Annotated in this window: 18 protein-coding genes and 1 tRNA gene; 8 read left to right on the top strand and 11 right to left on the bottom strand. The window is 72.6% G+C overall.

Annotated elements, in window-relative coordinates; all coding sequences use genetic code 11:
* Positions 1-48: 48 nt before the first annotated feature.
* Positions 49-1,017, bottom strand: a complete 969-nt coding sequence (locus tag DBP14_RS20440; RefSeq protein ID WP_129308604.1) for an ACP S-malonyltransferase — start codon at positions 1,015-1,017, stop codon at positions 49-51.
* 73 nt (positions 1,018-1,090) lie between these two features.
* Positions 1,091-3,352 carry a thioesterase domain-containing protein gene (locus tag DBP14_RS20435; protein ID WP_129308603.1) on the bottom strand — a complete coding sequence of 754 codons (2,262 nt, stop codon included), beginning with the start codon at positions 3,350-3,352 and terminating at the stop codon, positions 1,091-1,093.
* Between the two features lie 223 nt (positions 3,353-3,575).
* Here DBP14_RS20435 and DBP14_RS20430 point away from each other — a divergent pair, with 223 nt between their 5' ends.
* From DBP14_RS20430 to DBP14_RS20420, 3 genes are all read left to right on the top strand, one after another.
* On the top strand, positions 3,576-5,180 hold the full coding sequence (locus DBP14_RS20430) for an MFS transporter (RefSeq protein WP_129308602.1): 1,605 nt from the start codon (positions 3,576-3,578) through the stop codon (positions 5,178-5,180).
* 122 nt (positions 5,181-5,302) lie between these two features.
* Positions 5,303-5,902 (top strand): hypothetical protein, encoded by a 600-nt coding sequence (locus DBP14_RS20425; RefSeq protein ID WP_129308601.1) that lies wholly within the window; start codon positions 5,303-5,305, stop codon positions 5,900-5,902.
* A gap of 314 nt (positions 5,903-6,216) precedes the next feature.
* Positions 6,217-7,764 carry an MFS transporter gene (locus tag DBP14_RS20420; protein ID WP_129308600.1) on the top strand — a complete coding sequence of 516 codons (1,548 nt, stop codon included), beginning with the start codon at positions 6,217-6,219 and terminating at the stop codon, positions 7,762-7,764.
* 115 nt (positions 7,765-7,879) lie between these two features.
* Here DBP14_RS20420 and DBP14_RS20415 read toward each other — a convergent pair whose 3' ends face one another.
* Complete coding sequence (locus DBP14_RS20415) at positions 7,880-8,779, bottom strand: helix-turn-helix transcriptional regulator (RefSeq protein WP_129308599.1); 900 nt, start codon at positions 8,777-8,779, stop codon at positions 7,880-7,882.
* 269 nt (positions 8,780-9,048) lie between these two features.
* Here DBP14_RS20415 and DBP14_RS20410 point away from each other — a divergent pair, with 269 nt between their 5' ends.
* The 4 genes from DBP14_RS20410 (at position 9,049) to DBP14_RS20395 (ending at position 13,136) form a co-directional block, all read left to right on the top strand.
* The gene (locus DBP14_RS20410) at positions 9,049-9,513 is read left to right on the top strand and encodes a carboxymuconolactone decarboxylase family protein (RefSeq protein WP_129308598.1); all 465 of its coding nucleotides are present in this window, start codon (positions 9,049-9,051) and stop codon (positions 9,511-9,513) included.
* Positions 9,514-9,775: 262 nt separating this feature from the next.
* Positions 9,776-11,155 (top strand): alpha/beta hydrolase, encoded by a 1,380-nt coding sequence (locus DBP14_RS20405; RefSeq protein WP_129308597.1) that lies wholly within the window; start codon positions 9,776-9,778, stop codon positions 11,153-11,155.
* Positions 11,156-11,277: 122 nt separating this feature from the next.
* Complete coding sequence (locus tag DBP14_RS20400; protein WP_129308596.1) at positions 11,278-11,844, top strand: winged helix-turn-helix domain-containing protein; 567 nt, start codon at positions 11,278-11,280, stop codon at positions 11,842-11,844.
* Complete coding sequence (locus DBP14_RS20395) at positions 11,841-13,136, top strand: MFS transporter (RefSeq protein WP_129308595.1); 1,296 nt, start codon at positions 11,841-11,843, stop codon at positions 13,134-13,136. Before DBP14_RS20400 ends, DBP14_RS20395 begins: the two co-directional genes overlap by 4 nt.
* A gap of 109 nt (positions 13,137-13,245) precedes the next feature.
* Here the strand turns inward: DBP14_RS20395 and DBP14_RS20390 are convergent.
* The 7 genes from DBP14_RS20390 to galU form a co-directional block, all read right to left on the bottom strand.
* A tRNA-Ala gene (locus DBP14_RS20390) sits at positions 13,246-13,319 on the bottom strand.
* Positions 13,320-13,412: 93 nt separating this feature from the next.
* A complete protein-coding gene (glpR, locus tag DBP14_RS20385; RefSeq protein WP_129308594.1) occupies positions 13,413-14,852 on the bottom strand; it encodes a gephyrin-like molybdotransferase receptor GlpR in 1,440 nt (479 codons plus the stop codon).
* Between the two features lie 190 nt (positions 14,853-15,042).
* The gene (locus tag DBP14_RS20380) at positions 15,043-15,687 is read right to left on the bottom strand and encodes a GNAT family protein (RefSeq protein WP_129308593.1); all 645 of its coding nucleotides are present in this window, start codon (positions 15,685-15,687) and stop codon (positions 15,043-15,045) included.
* A 20-nt stretch (positions 15,688-15,707) separates the two neighbouring features.
* Positions 15,708-16,235 carry a MogA/MoaB family molybdenum cofactor biosynthesis protein gene (locus tag DBP14_RS20375; RefSeq protein WP_129308592.1) on the bottom strand — a complete coding sequence of 176 codons (528 nt, stop codon included), beginning with the start codon at positions 16,233-16,235 and terminating at the stop codon, positions 15,708-15,710.
* Positions 16,232-16,744: a cyclic pyranopterin monophosphate synthase MoaC gene (gene moaC, locus DBP14_RS20370; RefSeq protein ID WP_129308591.1), complete on the bottom strand. Its 513-nt coding sequence runs from the start codon at positions 16,742-16,744 to the stop codon at positions 16,232-16,234. Before moaC ends, DBP14_RS20375 begins: the two co-directional genes overlap by 4 nt.
* 87 nt (positions 16,745-16,831) lie before the next feature.
* Positions 16,832-18,154: a gephyrin-like molybdotransferase Glp gene (gene glp, locus DBP14_RS20365; protein WP_129308590.1), complete on the bottom strand. Its 1,323-nt coding sequence runs from the start codon at positions 18,152-18,154 to the stop codon at positions 16,832-16,834.
* A 4-nt stretch (positions 18,155-18,158) separates the two neighbouring features.
* Complete coding sequence (gene galU, locus DBP14_RS20360) at positions 18,159-19,064, bottom strand: UTP--glucose-1-phosphate uridylyltransferase GalU (protein ID WP_129308589.1); 906 nt, start codon at positions 19,062-19,064, stop codon at positions 18,159-18,161.
* Positions 19,065-19,158: 94 nt separating this feature from the next.
* On the opposite strand from galU, the gene DBP14_RS20355 reads away from it, so the two are divergent.
* Entirely contained in the window at positions 19,159-19,776 is a 618-nt protein-coding gene (locus DBP14_RS20355; RefSeq protein WP_129308588.1) for a 5-formyltetrahydrofolate cyclo-ligase, read from the top strand.
* A 78-nt stretch (positions 19,777-19,854) separates the two neighbouring features.
* Here DBP14_RS20355 and DBP14_RS20350 read toward each other — a convergent pair whose 3' ends face one another.
* Positions 19,855-22,635, bottom strand: coding sequence for a penicillin acylase family protein (locus tag DBP14_RS20350; RefSeq protein WP_129308587.1), 2,781 nt, complete (start codon positions 22,633-22,635; stop codon positions 19,855-19,857).
* Positions 22,636-22,781 lie beyond the last annotated feature (146 nt).

Here is a 22,781-nt window from a genome sequence, read left to right as displayed (position 1 = left end):
CCGTACCGGGGGCGCCTTCGTGTCGCGGGAAACCGGCCCCGCGCACGGTCAGGCCGAGACCAATTCTCTCCCCACGGCGGTGAGTTGATCCGGAGTGGATACAGACACCGTGGACACCGCGGGCGCGATACGACGAGCCAGCCCGGTCAGCACCTGGCCCGGACCGAGTTCGACGAAGCGGGTGCACCCGGCGTCGGCCAGGGTGCGGACCGTGTGCTCCCACCGCACGGGCGCCGTCAGCTGCCGTACGGCCAGGTCACGCCAGTCCACGTCGGGTCCCCGGTGCGCGGTGCCGTCGACGTTGGTGACCACCGGCACGCGGCCCGGTCCCGGAGTCACCGCGGCCCAGGCCGCCGCCAGCCGGGGCTGGGCGGAGTCCATCAGGGGGCTGTGGAAGGCGCCGCCGACGGGGATCCGGGCGACCCGCGCCCCCTGCTCACCGGCGCGCGCGGCGACCGCGTCCACGCCCTCCACCGTCCCGGAGATCACCGTCTGGCCGGGCGCGTTGAGGTTGGCCACCCAGACCTGGCGGCCCGCCGCCCGCTCCTCCTCGACCAGCGCGCGCAGCCCGTCGGTGTCGCCGCCGAGCAGGACCGCCATGGTGCCGGGGGCCCGCCGCGCCGCGTCCGCCATCGCGGCACCCCGCTCGGCCACCACCCGCCCGGCCTCCTCGGCCCCGAGCACCCCGGCCGCGACCAGGGCGCTGTACTCGCCGAGGCTGTGCCCGGCGGTGCGGGCGACGGGCAGCTCGCCGGCCCGGTCCCGGACCGCCGCGAGGACGACCATCTCCAGGGTGAACGTGGCGAGTTGGGCGTTGTCCGTGCGGCGCAGCTCCTCCGCGTCCGCCGTCGTGAGCAGCGCCGCGAGGTCCCGTCCGACGGCCTCGGACAAGGACTCGACCACGCCCCAGTACGGGGTGTCCCGCCAGGGCTCGCCCATCGCGGGCCGCTGGGCGCCCTGCCCGGGAAAGACCAGGGCGACCCGCTCACCACCGTCGCTGCCACTGCCGTACGTCATCTGCTGCCTCCTGCGTTTTATGGGGTGGGATAAGTCGGATGCTCACGTGGGGCGGGGCGGGCCGGGGTGTCGCTCATCGGACCGGGGAAACCGCCACCGGCCGCAGCGCCAGCGCCTCGTCGAAGCGGGCGGCGAGCGTGCGCAGGTGGGCGGCGTCGTGGAACATGCTGTAGTGGTCGCCGGGCACGTCCAGCAGGCGCGGGGCCGGTTCGAACCGCTCGGCCCACAGGTCGGTGCGCCCGGTCTCCACGCCCAGCCCGCGCAGCGGCGCCGGGGTCGGTTCCCCGGCCCGCAGCAGGGTGGCCGGCGCCCGCAGCGCGCCGTCGTCGCGCCAGCGGTACCCGGACAGCGCACGGTAGTTGAGCCAGAGGATCCGCAGCACCCTGCGGTACTCCTCGGCGACGGTCTCGCTCCACTCGGGGCGCCGCAGCAGTTCGACGGCCGCGTCGAAGTCGGCGGGCGGCTCCACGGCGGCGGGCTCCAGGTTCAGGACGCAGCGCGCGAGTTCGGGTACGGCGGCCAGGAACTCCCGTTCACCGGCCGGCGGGCGGGTCACCGGCTGCGGTACGTCCATCAGCAGCAAGTTGTCGACACGCTCGCCCTGCGCCTGGAGGGTGCGGGCCATCTCGAAGGCGACGACGCCGCCGAAGGAGTAGCCGCCCAGCAGGTACGGTCCGCGCGGCCGGACCCGGCGGATCGCCTGCACGTAGGCCCGGGTGAGCGCCGGCACGGTGCGCAGCTCGCGCAGCCGGTCGACGGGGAAGCCGAGGCCCCACACGGTGCCCGGTTCCCGGCTGTGGCGCAGCAGGTTGTGGTAGCAGAAGACGTTCCCGCCGGCCGGGTGGACGAGGAAGACGTCCCGGCCCGGGGTGCCGGCCCGCAGCCGGGTGAGCACGGACACGCGGCGCGGCACGCGGGGCGCGTCGGGTTCGAGGTGGGCGGCGATCCGGGCGGCGGAGCCGAGGGTGAGCACGTCGGGGCCGGTGAGGGGGGCCGAGAAGCGGGCGGAGAGGGCGGCCGCGGCCTGGGCGGCGAGTGCCGGATCGCCGCCGACCGCTTCGAACTCGTCGTGCATGCCGAGGTCGCCGTCTCCCAGCTGGGTGCGCAGGGTGCGCAGGACCTCGATGGGCGCGTCCTCGGGCGCGGGTCGCGGTCCGGTGGGCAGCGGCAGGGGGCTGGCCCAGTACCGGGTCTCGTCGAGTGGCCGCGGGGGGAGGGTGACGCGCCGGGCGTGCCGCAGCGCGACGGGGTCGGGGGTGCCCTGTGCGGGGTCGGCCTCCACGGTTCCGGTGATGAGGAACTCCGTGAGTGCCGCGCGCACTTCACCCAGGTCGCGGGCCGTGAACTCGACGGCGACGCGCTGCCGTTCTCGTTCGGCCAGCGTGCGGGCGAGATCGTCGGCCCGGATCCCGGGCCGCGCCCGCAGCACCCCGATCAGTTCCTCGGCGGCCCGCCGCAACAGCCCGTGCTCCCGGGCCGACAGCACGAACCGCCAGGGCCCGGCGGGAGTGCTGGGCCGGGGCGGCGCGGGGGGCGCGAGGCGCACGAGGCGGGCCTCGGTGCGCTCCCCGCGCTCCAGCCCGGCTACCTCGGCCAGCAGGCGCGCCATCCCGGCCGCCACGTCCCGCTCCCCGGCGTCGCTGCCGGTGCTGGTGTCGGCGCCGGTGTCGGTGCCGTGCAGGGTGTGCGGCAGCTGCTCGCGGAGGAGGGCCAGCAGGGGTGCGCCCTCGCGGCGGGCGTCCTCCTCGCGTTGCAGGAGCACGACACCGCAGCCGTCGGCGTGACCGGGCGCAGTCACAGGCGCGGTCACGGGCACCGACGCCGACGAGGGCGAAGGCGAAGGCGCCGACGACGGCGTTCCGTCGGGTGCGATGTCGATGCGGACCGCGCCGGTCACCGCGAGGTCGCATTCGCCGGCCTCCAGGGCGGCGCGTGCGGCGCGCAGTGCGGCGAGGGCGTCCGGAGCGCTGTGCTCGACGGTCACGCGTGCGCCGCGCCCGGTCAGCCACAGGCCGGCCCGGGTCGCCAGGTAGTCGCGGTCGTTGTCGAGCAGCAGCCGGGGATCGAGCCCGCGCGCGCCGAGCACCGGGTCCTTGGCCAGCCGGTGCTCCAGGTACCCGCTCGGGGCGGCGGCGACGAAGACGCCGACGCGTACGGCGGGCCCCAGGGGTGGTCCGGCGCTGTCCAGGGCCTGCCACAGACAGGTCAGCAGCGCCCGGTGCTGGGGGTCGAGGGTCCGGGCCCGCGCGGCCCGTACCCCGAAGAACTCCGCGTCGAACCGCTCGGCCCCGTACAGCGGGAACCGGCCGGCGAGTCCGATGACGGTCACGGCCATGATGCCTCCTTCGCTCGGCCGCGGGGACCGGCCCACAGTATCAGAACTCTGATGCAAATACGTATACGCCTTATGCAAAGAGCCCTGCTCGACGGACACTCGAACCCGAATATCGCCTACTTGCTTGCATCAGAACACTGATACATGCCAGACTCCTCGTACCGGCCTCGGCTGGACGAGATCGACAGATCCCTCTCGCAGAGCTACGAAGGAGTGCCTTCCCATGTCCACTCGCGCCTCCACGGAGCGCACACCCCGCACCCGTACGGGAGCCGTTCTCGCCGCCGTTGTCTTCGCCGGCGCCCTGCTCCCCATCTCCCTCACCGGCGCCTCCGTGGCGCTGCCCGGCATCAGCGACGACCTCGGCAGCTCGCTGCCCGCCGCCCAGTGGGTCGTCAACGGCTACGACCTCACCTTCGCCAGCCTGATGCTGGCGGCCGGCTCGCTCGCCGACCTCTTCGGCCGCAAGCGGATGTTCCGCGGCGGGCTCATCATCTTCACGCTGACCGCGCTGCTCGCGGCCTTCTCCCCCAACGTCCTCGTCCTCGACATCCTGCGGGCCGTCGCCGGCGTCGGCGCGGCGGGCGTGCTCACCGCGGGCTCCGCGATCCTCGCCCAGACCTTCCAGGGCCAGGCCAGGGCCAAGGCGTTCGCCGTCCTCGGCACGGCCTTCGGCGTGGGCATCTCCTTCGGCCCGGTGCTCTCCGGCTTCGAGGTCAACACCCTCGGCTGGCGCGGCATGTTCCTCAGCCACGCGGCCGTCGGCACCGCCGTACTCCTCTTCCTCGTACGTCACATCAAGGAGTCCAAGGCCGGCGAGGCCGGCAAGGTGGACTGGCCCGGCACGCTCACCTTCACCGCGAGCCTGTTCCTGTTCATCCTCGCGCTGGTGCAGGGCCCGCAGTGGGGCTGGGGCAACCCGGTCATCATCGGCTCGCTGATCGGCTGCGCCGTCCTGCTGGCCGCCTTCGCGGTGGTCGAGAAGCGCCAGGCCCGCCCGATGTTCGACATCACGCTGTTCGCCAACCCGCGCTTCGTGTCCGTCTCGCTGGTCCCGGTGGTCCTCGCCTTCGGCTTCACCGCCGTCCTGATGTTCCTGCCGTCGTACTTCATGTCGGTGGACGGCGTGTCCGCCTCCACGGCCGGTCTGATCCTGCTCTTCCTGACCGTGCCCACCCTGTTCCTGCCGATGATCGCCGGCACCCTCACCAAGTACCTGTCCAACCGCGCCCTGATGACCCTGTCCCTGCTGGTCACCGCCATCGGCGCGGCCTGGCTGACGGTCATCGCGCCGCACGCCTCCATGGCGCTGCTCGCCGGCCCGCTGATCACCATCGGCGTCGGCTTCGGCATCTCGCTGGGCATCCTGGACGGCGCGGCCGTCTCCACCGTCGAGGCCGAGCGGGCCGGCATGGCCGCGGGCATGTTCAACACCATGCGCCTGGCCGGTGAGGTCGTCGCCATCGCCGCGATGGGCTCGCTGCTGGTCTCCTTCACGCAGAACGAGGTCTCCGGCGGCATCGGCCGGTTCTCCGGCGCCTACGACGGCTCCGCGTCCTCCCTCGCCAACACCCTGGTCCAGGGCACACTGCCGAGCGAGGCCGGCAAGGTCGGCTCCGGCGCCCGCGGCGCCTTCGAGACCTTCGCCTCCGGCGGCTACACCAGCGCCCTGCACTCCGCGCTGTGGCTGCTGGCCGCGGTCTGCGCGGTGGGCGCGGTGGGCATCTTCGCCCTCCTGCGGGAGAAGAAGCCGGCCACCGCCTCCGCCGTGGTCACCTCCGCCCAGGACGCCGCCGAGGCCCCGGCGAAGGACAAGGAACTCGTCTGACCCGCCCCCTCCCCCGGGGCGCCCCACCCCGCAGGGCCCACGCTCCCCCCGTGGGCCCTGCGGGCGTGGACGGCACGCACAGCACAGGCCCGCACACCAGCAGCGACAGAAAGGCAAGCGCCATGCAGCAGTCCACCACCCTTGCCGTCGGCAACGCGCTCGTCGTCTTCGAGGGCGCGCCCCGCCTGAAGTGGCAGTGGCAGAGCCTGACCCAGTGGACGCCGACGGGGCTGTGGCCCAGTCCTGAGGAGCTGAGGGAGATCACCGCCCGGTTCGACCGCGGCGACCCCGTCCTGATCGTGCTCGGTGAACGCGAGGCCGGTGTCACCGTCACCCAGGAGGAGATGTCCCAGGCCCCGCCCGAGCTGCGCTCCCTGGCCACGTTCCCCGAGGGCACCGGCGGCATAGGGGAACTGGGCATCCCCCAACTCGACTGGCTCCCCGAGGACCTGCGCGCCCGCGGCCTCCGCTTCTTCGACGACTCCGACCTCGTCATCGCCCGCACCCCGGCCCCCCTGCGCCCCCCGCTCCTCCTGGACGAACCGGCCCCCTATGACGCCCAGGTCCGCTTCGTCCGCCAAACCGGCCCAGGCGGCTGCTCCCCCGCCTCCCTGACGACCCTGATAACCCACGCCTTCCAGCCCCATCCGGCCCCGCCCTCCGAGGACCCGGCCGACCAGGACCCCTTCGCCTGGTCAGTAGCCCAACCAGAAACGGACTGACCCCGACCCGCCCCAACGCGCCCCCCAAGGGGCGCGGGACTGTATCGATATGCGGCTCCGCCGCGCGGGCGCGAGCAACCACGACGCACCCGCACCCGCACCCGCAAACGACGCCCCAGGGGCCAGCGCCCCAAAGGGGCGCGGGGAACTGCGCGAGCAACCACGACGCCCCCGCACCCGCAGACACCGCCCACGGGGCACCCCCAAAGGGCGCGGGGAACTGCGCAAAAACCCACCACACACCCGCACCCGCGCACCCAGCACACCCCCATCCCCCCCCTAGGCGCACCCGACCCCGAACAAGGAGCAACCACATGCGCAAGGGACTGATCCTCACCTCAGTCTGCCTGGCCGGAGGCATCCTCCCCGCCTCCCTCACCGGCTCCTCCGTAGCCCTCCCCGGCATAGGCCACGCCCTCACCCCCTCCCTCGCCACCCTCCAGTGGGTCGTCAACGCCTACAACCTCACCTTCGGCGCGTTCATGCTCGCCACCGGCTCCCTCGCCGACCGCTTCGGCCGCCGCCGCATGTTCACCTTCGGCACCGCCCTGTTCGCCCTCTGCTCCCTGATCAGCGCACTCGCCGGAAACATCTACCTGCTCGACGCCGCCCGCGCCCTGGCCGGCGTCGGCGCCGCCGCCGTCCTCACCTCCGGCAGCGCCATGCTGGCCACCGTGTTCGAAGGCCCCGCCCTCGGCCGGGCGTTCGGCATCCTCGGCTCAGCCTTCGGCGCCGGACTCGCCCTCGGCCCGTCCACAGCCGGCCTCCTCGTCAGCGGCTTCGGCTGGCGCGGCGTGTTCCTGTCCCACCTCGCCGTGACCGCCGTCGCGATGCTCGCCATCCCGCTGATGCCGGGCGAGCACCAGGCACCCGCGGGCGGCCGCGTCGACTGGCCCGGCACCCTCACCTTCACCGGCGCCCTGTTCCTGCTTACCTTCGCCCTGGTCGAGGGTCCGCAGACCGGCTGGCTGAGCGGCGGCGTCGTACCCGCGATGATCGTCGGCAGCGTCGTCCTGCTGGCCGCGTTCGCCGTCGTGGAGCGCCGGCGCCGGGACCCGATGTTCGACCTCACCCTGTTCCGCAACCGCTCCTTCGTCGCCGTCTGCCTGATGCCGGTCGTCCTCGCCTTCGGCTTCGTCAGCCTGCTGGTCCTGCTGCCGTCCTGGTTCGTCACCGCCGGCGGCTACAGCACCACCCGCGTCGGTGTGACGATGATGGCGCTCACCCTGCCGGTGCTGCTGCTCCCCGCCGTCGCCGGCCACCTGGCCCAGCGGATCCCGGCCCGGGTGCTGCTCGGCCTGAGCCTGCTGCTGATGGCGGGCGGCACCGCGTGGCTCACCGTGATCCACCCGGGCGTCTCCACCGCCGTCCTCGCGGGCCCGCTGCTGCTCATCGGCAGCGGCATGGGCGTCTCCGCCGGACTGCTCGACGCGGCCGCCGTGTCGTCGGTGGAGCCGGAGCGGGCCGGCATGGCCGCGGGCATGTTCAACACCATGCGGCTCTCCGGGGAGACCCTGGCGATCGTCATCATGAGCGCCTTCCTGGTCACCTCCACCGGCAACCGGCTCTCGTCCGGCGCCGGCCGCTTCACCACGGCGGACAGCGGCAGCCTCGCCGACAAGCTGGTCGGCGGCGACCTGTCCGGCGCGCTGTCCCTCGCCCCGCGCGCGGACCGCGACGCCTTCACCTCCTTCCTCGCCGGCGGCTACACCGGCGCCCTGCACCTGACCCTGTGGGTGCTCAGCGGCATCTGCCTGCTCAGCGCCGCCCCGATCGCCCGCCTGCTGCGCCCGCGCCCGCAGCCCACGGTCGCGGTGGCCGAGCAGCCGGCGGTGAGCGAGAAGGAGGAGATCACCGTCTGAGCGGACGACGCGCACGACGCGCACGACGACGCCGTACGACGAGACCGGCGCCGGTGGACTTACCAGGTCCACCGGCGCCGGTCTCGTCGTACCGCGCTCGGCCGGGGCACCGCCCTCAGCCGCCCGCCACCTCCCGCTCCTCCCGCTCCCCCCGCTCCTCGCGCACGTCCACCACCAGCTCGGCGGCGACCACGGCGAGCAGCCGCAGCCCCTGGGCCGAGTCGCTGCCCGGCTCCGCCGTGTACGTGACCAGTTGCTGGTCGGCGCCGTCGGGGAGGGTGAGCGCCTCGAAGTCGAGGGTGAGCGGGCCGACGTCCGAGTGCTGGAACTCCTTGCGGCCGAACAGCTTTCCGCTCACGTCGTAGCGCGACCACAGCTGCCGGAACTCCTCGCTCTTGACGGCGAGTTCACCGACGAGGGCGGCGAGTTGCGGATCGTCGGGGTAGGCGCCGCAGATCACCCGCAGCCGGGCGATGGACTCACGGGCGATGCGGTCCCACTCCCGGTAGAACGTGCGCGAGCGCGGATCGAGGAAGACGGTCCGCAGCATGTTCCGCCGGCCGGGCACGAGAGCGCCGACGTCCTTGAGCAGGGCGGCGGCCAGGGGGTTGAAGGCGAGCACGTCCATCCGGTGGCCCAGTACCAGCGCGGGCGTCGTCTGCGACAGCGCCTCCAGCAGCCGCTGCACACCGGGCCGTACCCGTTCCTCGGTCCGCTGCCGCCCGCGCGGGGCGGGGACCGGGGCGTCGGCCAGGGTGAGCAGGTGGCGCAGTTCGTGCTCGTCGAGGCGGAGCGCCCGGCCGATCGCGGTGAGCACCTCCGGGGAGGGGTTACGGCCCCTGCCCTGCTCGATGCGCACGTAGTAGTCGACGCTCACGCCGGAGAGCTGGGCCACCTCCGAGCGGCGCAGCCCGGCGGCGCGGCGCCGGCCGGTGCGGGGCAGCCCGACGTCCTCCGGCTGCAGGCGTTCGCGCCGGGTGCGCAGGAATTCGGAGAGTTCTCGGCCTCGGTCCATGAAGTTCATCATGAGTCGACTCCCACCCGGTCCGACATGGCTGAAGGGGGGCCTGCGAGAACCAGGTCGGCGATGACCGGGCGAGGGGTTCCCAGGCAGACCGGGGTACTCCCTGAACCCCTACCCCTCCGGGCAGGCTTGGTCTCGCAGCCGGCACCGGACGGCCGTACGGCGAGACCGTCCGCAGGCTCCACCACAGCTCCCTTCCCCATGCGCTTGCCCTTGCCCTTGCCCGACGCACGCGTCACCGCACCCAGGAGGACGACCCCATGACCACGCAGACGACCGAGACCACCGCGACCGCCCAGGCCCCGCAGGCCGACCAGCCCGCCCAGTCCGGCACCGCCCGCTACGACCGCGGCATCGAACTGCTCACCAACGCCTACGGCGCCGAGGCGACCGAGCAGACGGTGGCCTACCTCGACACCCTCAGCCCCGACTACTCGCGGTACCTGGTCGAGGCCTGCTTCGGTGACGTGTACGGCCGTGAGGCGATCGACCAGCGGCGCCGCGAAGTCGTGAACGTCATCGCGCTGACCTCGCTGGGCGGTCTGGACGGGCAGCTGGAGCGGCACCTGGAGGCCGCGCTGTCGCTCGGCACCTCGCCGCGGGAGATCGTGGAGACGATGTTCCACCTCAGTCTGATCGTCGGGCACCCGCGCGCGAACGCCGCGCTGGCGGTGGCGAAGCAGGTCTTCGACCGGCTGGGTCTGGACCCGGTGAAGGCGGCCTAGCGGGGCCGCCGGGCGGCGGTTCCGGCGGCTCCGGGGGACGCGGGTGACGGGGCTGTGGGGGGCTCCGGTCCCACTCGGGGACGACTGTGCTCTCCGTGCGGAATCCATACCCTCAGTTGTATCAGACCTCTTGCATAAGACCTCTGATAACTGACAGGATCAAGCCACGGAGCAGGAGGCGGCACAGCCGTCGCCGGGAACACTCCCGTCACCCCCACCCCGCCCTGCCCAACCCGCCCACCCCGGAACGGAACGAGGAACCATGCCCGCCCAGCGCACCTCCCGTCTGCGCACCGCCACCGTGACGGCTGCCGCCTCCCTCCTGGTCGCCCTGTCGGCCCAGACCGCCTCGGCCACCCCGCACGCCACCGCCGCCTCGCACGGCCGCTGGCACGAGAAGGTCGTCACCGTCCCCGCCAGCCCCGCCCCCGGCCCCAAGAGCACCAAGGAACTGCACGTGCTGGAGGTCGGCCCCGCCGACGCCGGCCGGGTCCTGGTGCTGATCCCCGGCCGGGGCGAGGCAGCGGGCGGCCTGCGCCAGGACGCCGAGCACCTGTCCCGCACCGTGCCCGGACTCCAGGTGTGGGTGATCGACCGCCGCGAACAGGGCCTGGCCGACCTCAGCGGCTTCAAGGGCGACGCGGCCTCCGCGACCGACTACTACCTCTCCGGCCGCTACCGCGCCCAGACCTCCGCCACCGCCTCGTACGAGGCCGACTGGGGCCTGGCGACCGAGCTGAACGACGTCCGCCGGGTGGTGAAGCGGGCCTCCGACGACGGCCGCCGCAAGGTGATCCTGGGGGGTCACTCGCTGGGCGCCACCGCCGTACTCGACTACGCGGCCTGGGACTTCGACGGCACCCCCGGCTACCGGGACCTGTCCGGCCTGATGGTCATCGACGGCGGCGTGCGCAACGCGCTCAGCGGCGCCGGCATCGACTTCAGCCTCACCAAGGACCAGGAGGACACCTGGCGGCAGCAGATCACCGACGGCGCCGTCTTCGACAACGCCACCAGCGTCTACACCGGCTTCGGCGACTCCCCCGAGGGCGCCGCCCTGTGGTACCAGCTGGCCGCCAAGTGGGCCCTGCAGGACCCGCACGGCCCGTCCGTCCTCGCCGACAAGGTGCCCGCCGCCCACCGCCCCGACCGGCCCGTCACCAACGCCGGGCTGCTCGGCTGGATGGTGGACCAGCACGCCCCGCTGCCCGGCTACTCCGTGCACTCCGGCCACCTCGACGACCAGGGCGACTGGGTCGACGACGGCAAGACCCCGCTCGCCTCGGTCGCCCGCGCGTTCGCCGACCCGCAGCTCGCGGCCTGGGAGTGGTACTCCCCCAACCGCCTGGCCCTCGACTACTTCGCCGGCGCCGCCTTCACCGACGACGCGGTGGCCCGCGCCCAGGGCCTGCGCCTGTTCCACACCAAGGACATCGACATCCCGCTCTACGTCTTCCAGTCCGACCTCACCCACGGCACGGCCGGCCAGGCCGCCCGCGACCTGGCCTCCGACACCCGCATCCCCCGCGTGGACGTCACCACGGACGAGTCGATGACCCACCTGGACATCCTCTTCGCCACCCCGTCCAAGAACACGTTCCTCACCTCGGCGACCGAGTTCCTGGGCACGATCAACCCCTGACACCCCACCACCGGTGAAGCCCCCGTCCGGCCGACCGGCCCGGCGGGGGCCTCGCCGTGCCGGTCGCGCGACTCGCGCCCATCCCCTTGCGCAATGGTCAAGAATCGTTGACCATTACTCGCATGCCGACCGACGATCTCCCTGATCTCCCGGATCTCCCTGATCCCCCCGAGACGTTTCACGTCACGACGGACGAACAACTGCGCGCCGTCTCCAATCTGACGCGCCACCGGATCATGGCCGTGCTGCGTTTCGAGCCGGCGACGATCACGCAGATCGCCGAGCGCGTGGGCCTCGCGAAGGGGAGTTCCAGCTACCACGTGCGGCTGCTGGAGCGGGCCGGCCTGGTGAAGGTCGTACGGACGCGGAAGGTGCGGGGTGTCACCGAGCGGTACTACGCGATGGCCGCGCGGTCCATCGTGCTGCCGGACCCGGGCGAGGGCGGGCCGGACGTGCTGATGCGGCACGCGGTCGCGGACCTGGAGGAGTCGCTGGCGGATGCCGACCGGCTCGTACGGATGGCGCATCTGCGGCTCACCGACGAGCAGTTCGCGGAGCTGAAGGCCCGGCTGCACGCGCTGGCGGACGAGTACCGGGAGCTGTCCGATCCGTCCCTGCCGGACACGTCACTCGTCTTCGCGCTGTTCCACCCGGCATCGCGCGGGCGGACCGAGGGGGACGCCAAGTGACCTCCACTCCCGGGAAGTTGCCGACCGGGTTCGCACGCCTGTGGACCGCGCAGACGGTGTCCTCACTCGGTGACGGGGTGTCGCACGCCGCGCTGCCGCTGCTCGCGCTGGCGCTGACGCGGGATCCCATGGCGCTCGCCGTCGTCACGGCCGCCGGGACGCTGCCGTGGCTGCTCTTCGGGGTGCTCGGCGGCGCACTGGTGGACCGCTGGGACCGCCGGCGCACGATGTGGGTCATGGACGCGGCGCGTGCGGTGCTGCTCGCGATACCCGCGGCGGCCGCGGCGCTCGACGGCCTGAGCATTCCGCTGCTCACGGCCGTCGCCTTCCTGCTCGGCCTCGGTGGACTCTTCTTCGACACGGCCGCCACGGCCTATCTGCCGGAGCTGCTCGGCCGCGACCCCGAGCTCCTGGAGCGGGCCAACTCGCGTCTGCGCGGAGCCCAGACCGCCATGTCCGGCTTCGCGGGGCCACCCGCGGGCAGTGCGCTGCTCGCACTCGGACGGTCGGTTCCGCTGCTCACCGACGCGGTGTCGTTCCTGCTCTCCGCGCTACTCGTACGGTCGCTTCCCGCCACCCCCCGGCCCGTGCCGGAGGTCCGGGAGTCGCTGCTCCGGCAGGCGCGCGCCGGGGCCTCGTACGTCTTCCGGGACCGGCTGCTGCTCGGGCTCGCGCTCCGCCCGGCGGTCGGGAACATCGCCTTCCTCGCGGTGGAGACCGTCCTCGCCCTCTTCGCGCACGACCGCCTCGGCATCGACACCTACGGCTTCGGCCTGCTCCTCACGGCGGAGGCCACCGGCGGCCTGCTCGGCGCGGGCATCGCCTCCCGGCTCGGCCGACGACTCGGCACCGGCACGGCACTGACCTGCACGGCCGCCGTCGAGGGGCTCGCCATCCTGGGCCTCGCCGCTGCCCCGAACCCGTACGCGGCCGGGCTGGCGCTCGCCGTCTGCGGAGCCGCCATGGGCGCCACGATGGTGCTCGGCCCCTCCCTCCGGCAGGCCGTCGTCCCGCCCCACCTCATGGGCCGGGTCGCCTCCACCTCCCGCATGCTGGCCATGTGCGCCGCCCCCCTCGGGGCCTTCCTCGGCGGCTGGCTGGCCACCGGCTACGACATCCGCACACCGCTCTACACCGCCGCCGGCCTCCTCCTCGCGATGACGGCCGTCACGGCATCCATGACCAACAACCGCCGAGTCGAAGCGGCCCTGCGCACCGCCACCACGACCAGCACCCCGAACCACCCGGCACCCGAGGAACCCGCCCCGGAGAGCCCGGCCACCGTGTCGTGACGATCCCCGGCACCTCCGAAGATCCCGACATGCAAAGCCCCCGACATACGAAGACCTCGACATACGAAGATCCCGCCCGATCTTGCGATCGGACGGGATCTCATGTGCGTGGACCTGAGGGGATTTGAACCCCTGGCCCCCTCGATGCGAACGAGGTGCGCTACCGGACTGCGCCACAGGCCCTTGCAACGAGTGAAACTCTAGCATCCCGGGGACAGTGCTCGGAAATCCGTTGGCGGACTGGTCAGGGGCGGGATGCGGGGGCCGTGACCGGGGTCACTCGTTGGCGGCGCGGGGGCGGTCGCCGTCCTCGTACTGGTCGAAGAGGGGGGTACGGCCGCGCTCGCGTGAGCGGCGGGCCGAGGCGGCCGGGGACGCGGAGGAGGCGCCGCCGCGAGGGCGGGTGCGGGCGTGCGGGAGGCCGTCCGCCGGGCGGTCCTCGGCGGCGGAGGCGGCGGGCTGCTCTGCCGCGGGCGGCGCCGCCGCGTCCTGTTCCGGGATGACCGCGCTGGAGCGGGCCGAGCTCCAGGTGCCGGGCGCGCCGAGGTCGACGTCGGAGGTGGCGCGCGGGGCGACCGGCGCGGTCACGTACGTCGGCAGCGGCACCGGTACCGGGTCCCAGCTGTCGCCGTGGCCGGGCCGGCGCTGCCGCTCGCGCTGCTGGTCGACCCACTCGGCGTGGTCGGTCTGCTCGACGAGGGCGCGGCGGTCGGCGGCGAGCGCGGACATGCCGGTGCCGGTGTGGTGGGTCTCGGTGGCTGGGCCCTCGTCCGGTTCGTCGGCGCCGAGTTCCGCCTCGACGGCCGCGGCCGCGGCCGTGCGCCGGCGCGGCTGGCGCTCGCGCAGCCGCTGGGCCGCGACCTCGGCGCGGCGGCGGTCCATCTGGTAGGCGAAGCGGCGGCGCTCCTGGGAGCGCAGGTAGACGATGTACGCGCTGAGCAGGGCGGCGGGGACGCCGGGCGCCCAGAGGAAGGCGAGTCCGCCGACGGCGGCGACGACCGCGCCGACCGTGAAGCCGAGGAAGAGCAGCACGGTGGTACGCCGACGGCGCGCGAGCACCTTCGAGCGCCGGGCGCGTGCTGCCGCCGACTGCGCCGAGGGCGCGCGCCGCGGGGTCGGCCCGCGCTGCTGCGCCGGGACGGACGGGGCTTGAGGGGCCGCCGGCGCCGGGGCGCCGGTCTCGTCCTGGGCCGGCTCCGGGCGCGCGGACCCCTTGGGGTCGGTGTCCGCCCGCGCCTGACGGCGAGCCGGAGGCAGATCCGTGTCCGCCCGCGCCTGACGGCGAACCGGAGGCAGATCCGTGTCCGCCCGCGCCTGACGGCGAACCGGAGGCAGATCCGTGTCCGCCCGCGCCTGACGGCGAACCGGAGGCAGATCCGTGTCCGCCCGCGCCTGACGGCGAACCGGAGGCAGGTCCGCGTCCGCCCGTACCTGACGGCGGGTCGGGCGCATGGCGAAGGCCCGGACGTCCACCGAGTCGGTGACCGCGCCCGGTTCGCCGGAATCCGGCTCCCCCTCCTGGGCGGAGCGCGTCCGCAGGTCCTTGGCGTACCGGCGCTCCATACCCGCCCGTCCGGACAGCAGCCGGATGGCGGTGCTGAAGCGTTCCGTCGGACGGGCCTCGTTCAGCTCGTCCTGCCTACGGAGCCACATCGGCACCAAGTAGGCGGCCCAGGCCCCGACGATTACTGCGTAGATGAGGCCGCTGCTGCTCACGCCTCACACGGTAGAGGGGTTTGCGTGAGGCCATCTGCCAATTGGGCCGGTGTGTCGCACGATCTGGCTGATATTTCGAACTTTTTTTGCGACCGATGCGATCAGCGGACTGCCCGAACCCGCGAATTCAATGCCAAGAGACGGTCATCAGGCGATCAATTTCGAACGCATATTCAATTCGAGAGCGGGGTCACTTGAGCTGCTCGGGATTGCCCGGTGCCCTGCCGCTCGTATGCCGCGCGGCCCTCTCGGAGCGTGCCCGCTGCCAGCGGGTGAGCAAACCGTCGGGCACCTCTTCCGCGGTGAGCGCGAAGACCATGTGGTCGCGCCAGGCACCGTCGATGTGCAGATAGCGCGGCCGCAGCCCCTCCTCGCGGAATCCGAGTTTCTCCACCACCCGGCGGCTCGGCCGGTTCTCGGGGCGAATGCAGACCTCGATGCGGTGCAGCCCGACGGCACGGAAACAGTGGTCCACGGCGAGCGCGACGGCCGTCGGCATCACCCCGCGCCCGGCCACCGACTCGTCCACCCAGTAGCCGACGTGCCCGGAGCACATCGACCCCCAGGTGATCCCGGCGACCGTCAACTGGCCGACCAGCCGCCCCTCGTACTCGATGACGAAGGGCAGCATCCGGCCGGAGTTGGCCTCCGAGCGCAGGTGGCGGACCATCTGGCGGTAGGTCGGCCGGTGCGCGATCGGCCCGCTCGGCGTGGGCGGCGGGATCGTCGCCTCCCAGGGGCGCAGCCAGTCCCGGTTGCGCCGGTTCACCTCGCGCCAGACCCGCTGGTCGCGCAGCCTTATCGGCCGGAGGACGACTCCCGCGTCCGCCAGCACGACCGGCCAGGAGGGGGTGTTCAGCTCGCACCCCCGGTGCCGGGCCCGGGGTGGTCCCCGCCGCGGATCTGCTCGACGGCATGGACCAGCAGCGGCTCCAGGACGGCGAGGCCGTCGCGGACCCCGCCGGTGGACCCGGGCAGGTTGACGATCAGCGTGCCGCCGGCCACCCCGGCCAGGCCCCGGGAGAGCGCGGCGGTCGGCACCTTGTCGCGGCCGTACGCGCGGATCGCCTCCGCGATGCCCGGCACCTCCCGGTCCAGGACCGCGCAGGTGGCCTCCGGGGTGCGGTCGGTGGGCGAGATGCCCGTGCCGCCGGTGGTGACGACCACGTCGTAGCCCGCCTCCACGGCGGCGCGCAGGGCGGCCTCCACGGGGTCGCCGTCGGGCACGACCCGGGGGCCGTCCACGGCGAACCCGAAGCGCTTCAGGGCGTCGGCGATCAGCGGGCCGCCGCGGTCCTCGTAGACCCCGGCGGCGGCCCGGTTGGAGGCCGTCACCACCAGGGCGCGGCGGTCCGTGCCCCCGGCCGACGCGTCCTGTGTCATGCCCGGCTCCAGTCGCCCGACTTGCCGCCCGTCTTCTCCTCCACCCGTACGTCCGTGATGACCGCTCCCTTGTCGACCGCCTTGACCATGTCGATCACGGTGAGCGCGGCGACGCTCACCGCGGTGAGGGCCTCCATCTCGACGCCCGTACGGTCCGTCGTCTTCACAGTGGCCCGGATCTCCACGGCGTCGTCCGCGACCGACAGGTCCAGTTTCACACCGGACACCGACAACGGGTGGCACAGCGGGATCAGATCCGGTGTCCGCTTGGCCCCCATGATGCCCGCGATGCGCGCGGTGGCCAGGGCGTCGCCCTTGGGCATCCCCTCGCCGCGCAGCAGCTCGACCACCCGGGGCGAGACGAGGACCCGGCCGCTCGCGCGGGCGGTGCGCGCGGTGACGTCCTTGCCGGACACGTCGACCATGCGGGCCGCGCCCGCGTCGTCGATGTGCGTCAGTCGGTCCTGCGCAGGGGCTCCGGGGGTCTCCCCCCGGGAAGGCTCAGTCATGCTGTGTGGCGCTCCCGGTCCTGGCCCGTCGCGGTGCGGTGCACGGACCTGCTCTGTGCGCGACACGGTACCGCCAAGCCGGGCCGCTCAGCCGAGCAGGACCACCTCGACCTCGGCGCCCGGCTCCACCGACTCGGTGTCCTCGGGTACGACGATCAGCGCGTCGGCCTGCGCGAGGGCCGCGATCAGGTGGGAGCCGGCGCCGCCGACCGGGGTCACCGCACCGTCGGCGAAGCTGCCCCGCAGGAACTGTCTGCGGCCCTTCGGCGAGGTCAGGGACTTGTCCCCGGCGAGCGTCGCCCGGGTCGTCGGCCTTTGTACGTCCGGCAGGCCCATCAGGGTGCGGATCGCGGGCCGGACGAACAGCTCGAAGGACACGTACGACGACACCGGGTTGCCGGGCAGGGCCAGCAGCGGGGTGTGCTCGGGGCCGACGGAGCCGAAGCCCTGCGGCTTGCCGGGCTGCATGGCGAGCTTGCGGAACTCCACGCCCGCACCCGGCTCGTCCTCGTCCCCGACGTGGGACAGCGCCTCCTTGACGACGTCGTACGCCCCGACACTCACGCCGCCCGTGGTCACCATCAGGTCGGCGCGGACGAGTTGGTCCTCGATGGTGGAGCGCAGGGTGTCGGCGTCGTCGGCGACGGCACCCACCCGGTAGGCGATGGCTCCCGCGTCCCGGGCGGCGGCGGTCAGGGCGAAGCTGTTGGAGTCGTAGATCTGCCCGGTGGCCAGGGACTCGCCGGGCTGGACGAGCTCGCTGCCGGTGGACATGACGACCACGCGCGGGCGCGGGCGCACCCGCACCGTGCCGCGGCCGATCGCGGAGAGCAGCGCGATCTGCGGCGGGCCGAGGACCGTCCCGGCCTCCAGCGCGAGGGCGCCGGCCTTGACGTCGCTGCCCTTGGCACGCACGTGCGCGCGTGCCTCCGCGGGGCGGTGCACCCGCACCTGGCCCTCGGCGCCCTCGGGTGACAGGCTGCGCGCCCGCATCCCGCTGACCGGCCCCTCGCCGAGCCCGCCGTCGGTCCACTCGACGGGTACGACGGCCTCGGCGCCCGGGGGCAGCGGGGCGCCGGTCATGATCCGGGCGGCCTGGCCAGGGCCGACCCGGACGAGGTCGGCCGCGCCCGCCGCGACGTCCCCGACGACCTCCAGGACGGCCGGGTACTCCTCACTGGCCCCCGCGACGTCCGTGACCCGCACCGCGTAGCCGTCCATGGAGCTGTTGTCGAAGGGCGGCAGGGAGAGCGGCACCGTGACGTCCTCGACCAGGACGCAGCCCTGGGCGTCGAGCAGCTGCAGCTCGATCGGGTCGAGGGGGCGGACGGTGCTGAGGATGTCCTCCAGGTGCTCGTCCACCGACCACAGGTGGTCCTGGCCGGCGGAACGGGTCGCGGTGCTGCTCAACGTGCTACATCTCCTCGGCTACGTAACTGCGAAGCCAGGCACGGAAGTCCGGGCCCAGGTCTTCACGTTCGCACGCGAGTCTGACAATGGCACGCAGATAGTCGCCCCGGTCCCCGGTGTCGTAGCGCCGGCCCTTGAAGACGACGCCGTGCACCGGGCCGCCCGCCTTGTCCTCCTGGGCGATCTGCTGGAGGGCGTCGGTGAGCTGGATCTCGCCGCCGCGGCCCGGCTCGGTCTTGCGCAGCACGTCGAAGATGCCCGCGTCCAGCACATAGCGGCCGATGACCGCGTAGTTCGACGGGGCGTCCGCCGCGTCCGGCTTCTCGACCAGGCCCGTCACCCTGACGACGTCGTTGTCGACCATGCCGTCCACGGCGGCACAGCCGTAGAGGTGGATCTGCTCGGGGGCGACCTCCATGAGCGCGATCACGCTGCCGCCGTGCTGCTCCTGAACATCGATCATGCGCTGGAGCAGGGGGTCCCTGGGGTCGATCAGGTCGTCGCCCAGCAGGACGGCGAAGGGCTCCTGCCCGACGTGCGGGGCGGCGCACAGCACGGCGTGGCCGAGCCCCCGGGGGTCACCCTGGCGCACGTAGTGCATCGTGGCGAGATCGCTGGACTCCTGCACCTTCGCGAGCCGCGCGGCGTCGCCCTTCCTGCCGAGCGCAGATTCCAGCTCGTAGTTGCGGTCGAAGTGGTCCTCCAGGGGGCGCTTGTTCCGCCCGGTGACCATGAGGACGTCGTCCAGTCCGGCCGCCACGGCCTCCTCGACCACGTACTGGATCGCCGGCTTGTCCACGACCGGCAGCATCTCCTTGGGAGTGGCCTTGGTCGCGGGCAGGAACCGGGTGCCGAGGCCTGCCGCGGGAATGACAGCCTTGCTGATCCTGGGGTGGGGGGACTGAGTCATGCCCGCAACCTTATCCGGTGTGTTTGCTGGGAATCTGTGGTTCTGATGAGAGAGCCCTCATCTGAGCATATTGAGAAGGGTAAGAGAACGGCCTGTGGAAAACGTCGGACGGACGGCCGAGCCTGACAAGCGGAGGTTGCGGCGCGAGTTCCTCGCGGTGAGGAACGGGTTGACGGCGGATGTCGTCGCGGGGACGGGCCGCACGCTGGCGGAACGCGCGCGGGACCTGCCCGAACTGGCGCGTGCGCGCACGGTGGCGGCGTACGTCTCCGTCGGGAGCGAACCCCCCACGCGCGCGCTGCTGGACGCGCTCCGCGCGCGGGGCGCGCGGGTCCTGCTGCCCGCGCTGCTGCCGGACAACGACCTGGACTGGGGCGAGTACGGCGGTCCGGACTCGCTGGCGCGGATTCAGCATGGCGGAAAAATGGCGCTGTTCGAGCCGTCGGGCGAGCGTCTCGGCCCGGACGCCGTGACATCGGCGGACTGCGTGCTGCTGCCCGGTCTCGCGGTGGACGGGCGCGGGATGCGGCTGGGCCGCGGCGGAGGGTCGTACGACCGTGTCCTGGCCCGCCTGGACCGCGCGGGCGCGCATCCGGCCCTGGTGGTGCTGCTCTACGACACGGAGGTCGTCGACCGGGTGCCGGCCGAGGCGCACGACCGCCCCGTGCACGCCGTGGTGACGCCGTCGGGCGTGCGCCGCTTCCGCGCGTGACGCCCTGCATCCCGTAGGGAGGACGAACGGCCCCTCCACGCGCGCGTGGAGGGGCCGTGTGCCGGGCGGGGCCGGGCCTCAGGGCTTGAGAACCAGCGTGTCGCTCGTGCTGTCGTCGACCGCCTTCGTCGAGAACGACCAGGGCAGCAGCTCACCCTTGACCCATTTGTCGGTCTGGTCGGTGTAGTGGGCGCTGTACGCGTGCCCGGAGGCGCCGGTCAGGTTGATCCACTTCGACTTGTCGAGGTCGGCCATGTTGACGACCATCCGCATCGACGGCACCCATTCCACGCCGTAGCCGCCGGCCGCGTTCCAGCCGGTCGCGTCGACCGCGGCCTCGCCGCCGCCGAGCTTCCAGGGGCCGCGGTTGAGGACGTACTGCAGGATTCCGGGGCCCTCGGTGCCGAGGGTCTGGTTCTTCAGGAACAGCCGGTGCAGCCGGCCCCAGCTCCAGGTGTCGATGTCCTTGCCGAGCTTGGCGGTCAGCTCCCAGCGGGCGTCGATCATGGCGCGGGCGAAGAGCTGGTCGCGGTTGACGGCGCCGGGGCGGGCGTTGGCGCGCGAGGCGGGGGTCTTCCACCAGTCGCTGTCCGGCTTGTCCAGCAGGTCGCGGACCACCTCGAACCAGCGGTCGCCGCCGTCGGGCTGGGCCTGGTCGGCGTCGCGCTCGCCGCACTCGCGCACCTTGGTGTCGTCGTCCAGCGGTCCGGTGCTGTCGATCTTGTCGACCCATAGGCACTGGCCCTTGACCCGCAGCTCCTTGGGCAGCTTGTTGCCGAAGGCGAGCTTGAGGATGTTGCGCCAGACGGCGTTGAAGTAGGCGGCGGCCGCGGAGTCGGAGGTCTGGGTGTAGTCCCAGCCCTCCAGGAGCTTCTGCGCCTGGCGGACGTCGGGGTCCTTCAGGTCGATCTTCAGCAGGTAGGGCGTCAGCATTCTGGCGATCTCGCTGCTGTTGTCCAGCTGCATCTGCCGCATGTCGTCGGGCGAGATCCTGCCGCCGTCCTTGATCTTGGACTCGATCAGGTCGGTGATGCGCTGGCTGCGGGTGCCGTAGCCCCAGTCGGTGGTGAGGGTGTACGGGTACTTGTCCTTGTCGATCACGGCCTGGTTGGCGGTGACGATGTACCCCTGCTTCGGGTTGAACTCGTACGGCAGTTCGTCCTCGTGGATGAAGCCGGTCCAGCGGTACTTCTTGTCCCAGCCCGGCGCGGGGATGGAGCCGTCGTCCGACGCGGAGCGCGTGGGGATCTTGCCCGGCAGGGTGTAGCCGATGTTCTTCTTGTCCGCGTACACCAGGTTCTGCGAGGGCACGTCGAACAGGGCGGCGGCGGCGCGGAAGTCCTTCCAGTCGGTCGCCCGGTCCATCGCGAAGACGGCGTCCATGGTGGTGCCGGCGTCGAGGGCGGTCCAGCGCAGGGCGATGCCGTAGCCGTCCCCGCGGTCGGGGGCGGCGGACGCGACGCTCGCCTTCTTGCCGACCTCGACGAGTTCGTCGTCGCGGTCCGACAGCAGCGGCATGCCGTCGGCGGTCTGGCGGACGACGATCTTCTTGGCCTTGCCGCCGGCGACCTCGATGGTCTCCTCGCGGTTGGTGAACGGGCGCACCTTGCCGTCGTACAGGTAGCCGTCGCCGGTGAGCTTCTCCAGGTAGAGGTCGGTGACGTCGACCCCGGAGTTGGTCATGCCCCAGGCGATGTCGGCGTTGTGGCCGATGACCACGCCGGGCATGCCGGCGAAGGTGTAGCCGGTGACGTCGTACGGGCAGGCGCTGGAGACCGTGCGGCAGTGCAGGCCCATCTGGTACCAGACGGACGGCAGCGACGGGGAGAGGTGCGGGTCGTTGGCGAGCAGGGGCTTGCCGGTGATCGTGTAGTTGCCGGCGACGACCCAGGAGTTCGAGCCGATGCCGTGGCCGTTGACGCCGACGGCGGTGGGGACGTTGTCGAGGACCTTGTTGAGGCTGGTCAGCTGGGACGTGAGGGCCGAGCCGGAGGTGCCGGAGCCGCCCGTGCCGGAGCCGTTCGCCGTGCCGGTCGTGCCCGACGTGCCTTGGGAGCCGCTCTGCGAGCCGCCCTGCTGGAAGCTCTTGGTCAGCGTGTCGTACTGGCCCTCGCGCACGATCGGCTTGTTCCGGCCGTACGGGTACTCCGGGTACAGGTCGGCGATCTGCTGCGGGCCGAGACGGCTGGTCATCAGGGCGCGGTCGATCTCGTCCTGCATGTTGCCCCGCAGGTCCCAGGCCATGGCCTTGAGCCAGGAGACCGAGTCGACCGGGGTCCACTGGACCGGCTTGTAGTCGTTGGTGAACCCGAGGGCCGCGTACTCCAGGGAGATGTCCTTGCCGCTCCTGCCGTGCAGGTAGGCGTTGACTCCCTTGGCGTACGCCTGGAGGTACTTCTTGGTGGAGGCCGACAGCTTGGTGTCGTACTCCTTCTTCGCCACCCGGTCCCAGCCGAGGGTCCGCAGGAACTCGTCGTTCTTGACCTGGCTCTTGCCGAACATCTCCGACAGGCGCCCGGAGGTCATGTGGCGGCGCACGTCCATCTCGTAGAACCTGTCCTGCGCCTGGACGTACCCCTGCGCCATGAAGAGGTCCTGGGGCGAGGAGGCGTAGATCTGCGGGATGCCGTAGCCGTCCCGCTTCACGTCGACCGGGCCTGACAGGCCGTCGAGCGTGATGGTTCCCGTGGTCTGCGGGAAGGAGGCGCGGACGGTGCTGATCGACCAGTACGCCCCGTAGGCGATGCCGCCGATGATGGCCAGGACCAGCACCAGCACGACGAGTCGGGCTTTTCGCCCCTTCTTCCTGCCGGACTTGCCGGGCTTGTCACCCGTTGTGGCGGTGGTGTTGGGGGGCATCGCTGTCCTTGCTGTCCTAACGCGAGCGGCAGGCGGTACTGGAGTGCTGGAGCAACCATAGGCGCAGGGCTCCGTGCCACTTGACGCGGAGTCGGGAACAAGCACGCACGGACGTTCGATCTTGCCCGGCCGAGCGTCAAGAAAGC

The organism is Streptomyces sp. L2, assembly GCF_004124325.1.
Lineage (GTDB): Bacteria > Actinomycetota > Actinomycetes > Streptomycetales > Streptomycetaceae > Streptomyces.
Note: the sequence above shows the minus strand (reverse complement) of the source record. Positions and strands in the feature narration are given on the sequence as shown.

Bases quoted from the DNA above. Each gene is read 5' to 3' on its own strand.
- DBP14_RS20440 (WP_129308604.1), bottom strand. From the start codon at position 1,017: ATGACGTACGGCAGTGGCAGCGACGGTGGTGAGCGGGTCGCCCTGGTC.
- DBP14_RS20435 (WP_129308603.1), bottom strand. From the start codon at position 3,352: ATGGCCGTGACCGTCATCGGACTCGCCGGCCGGTTCCCGCTGTACGGG.
- DBP14_RS20430 (WP_129308602.1), top strand. From the start codon at position 3,576: ATGTCCACTCGCGCCTCCACGGAGCGCACACCCCGCACCCGTACGGGA.
- DBP14_RS20425 (WP_129308601.1), top strand. From the start codon at position 5,303: ATGCAGCAGTCCACCACCCTTGCCGTCGGCAACGCGCTCGTCGTCTTC.
- DBP14_RS20420 (WP_129308600.1), top strand. From the start codon at position 6,217: ATGCGCAAGGGACTGATCCTCACCTCAGTCTGCCTGGCCGGAGGCATC.
- DBP14_RS20415 (WP_129308599.1), bottom strand. From the start codon at position 8,779: ATGGACCGAGGCCGAGAACTCTCCGAATTCCTGCGCACCCGGCGCGAA.
- DBP14_RS20410 (WP_129308598.1), top strand. From the start codon at position 9,049: ATGACCACGCAGACGACCGAGACCACCGCGACCGCCCAGGCCCCGCAG.
- DBP14_RS20405 (WP_129308597.1), top strand. From the start codon at position 9,776: ATGCCCGCCCAGCGCACCTCCCGTCTGCGCACCGCCACCGTGACGGCT.
- DBP14_RS20400 (WP_129308596.1), top strand. From the start codon at position 11,278: ATGCCGACCGACGATCTCCCTGATCTCCCGGATCTCCCTGATCCCCCC.
- DBP14_RS20375 (WP_129308592.1), bottom strand. From the start codon at position 16,235: ATGACACAGGACGCGTCGGCCGGGGGCACGGACCGCCGCGCCCTGGTG.
- moaC (WP_129308591.1), bottom strand. From the start codon at position 16,744: ATGACTGAGCCTTCCCGGGGGGAGACCCCCGGAGCCCCTGCGCAGGAC.
- galU (WP_129308589.1), bottom strand. From the start codon at position 19,064: ATGACTCAGTCCCCCCACCCCAGGATCAGCAAGGCTGTCATTCCCGCG.
- DBP14_RS20350 (WP_129308587.1), bottom strand. From the start codon at position 22,635: ATGCCCCCCAACACCACCGCCACAACGGGTGACAAGCCCGGCAAGTCC.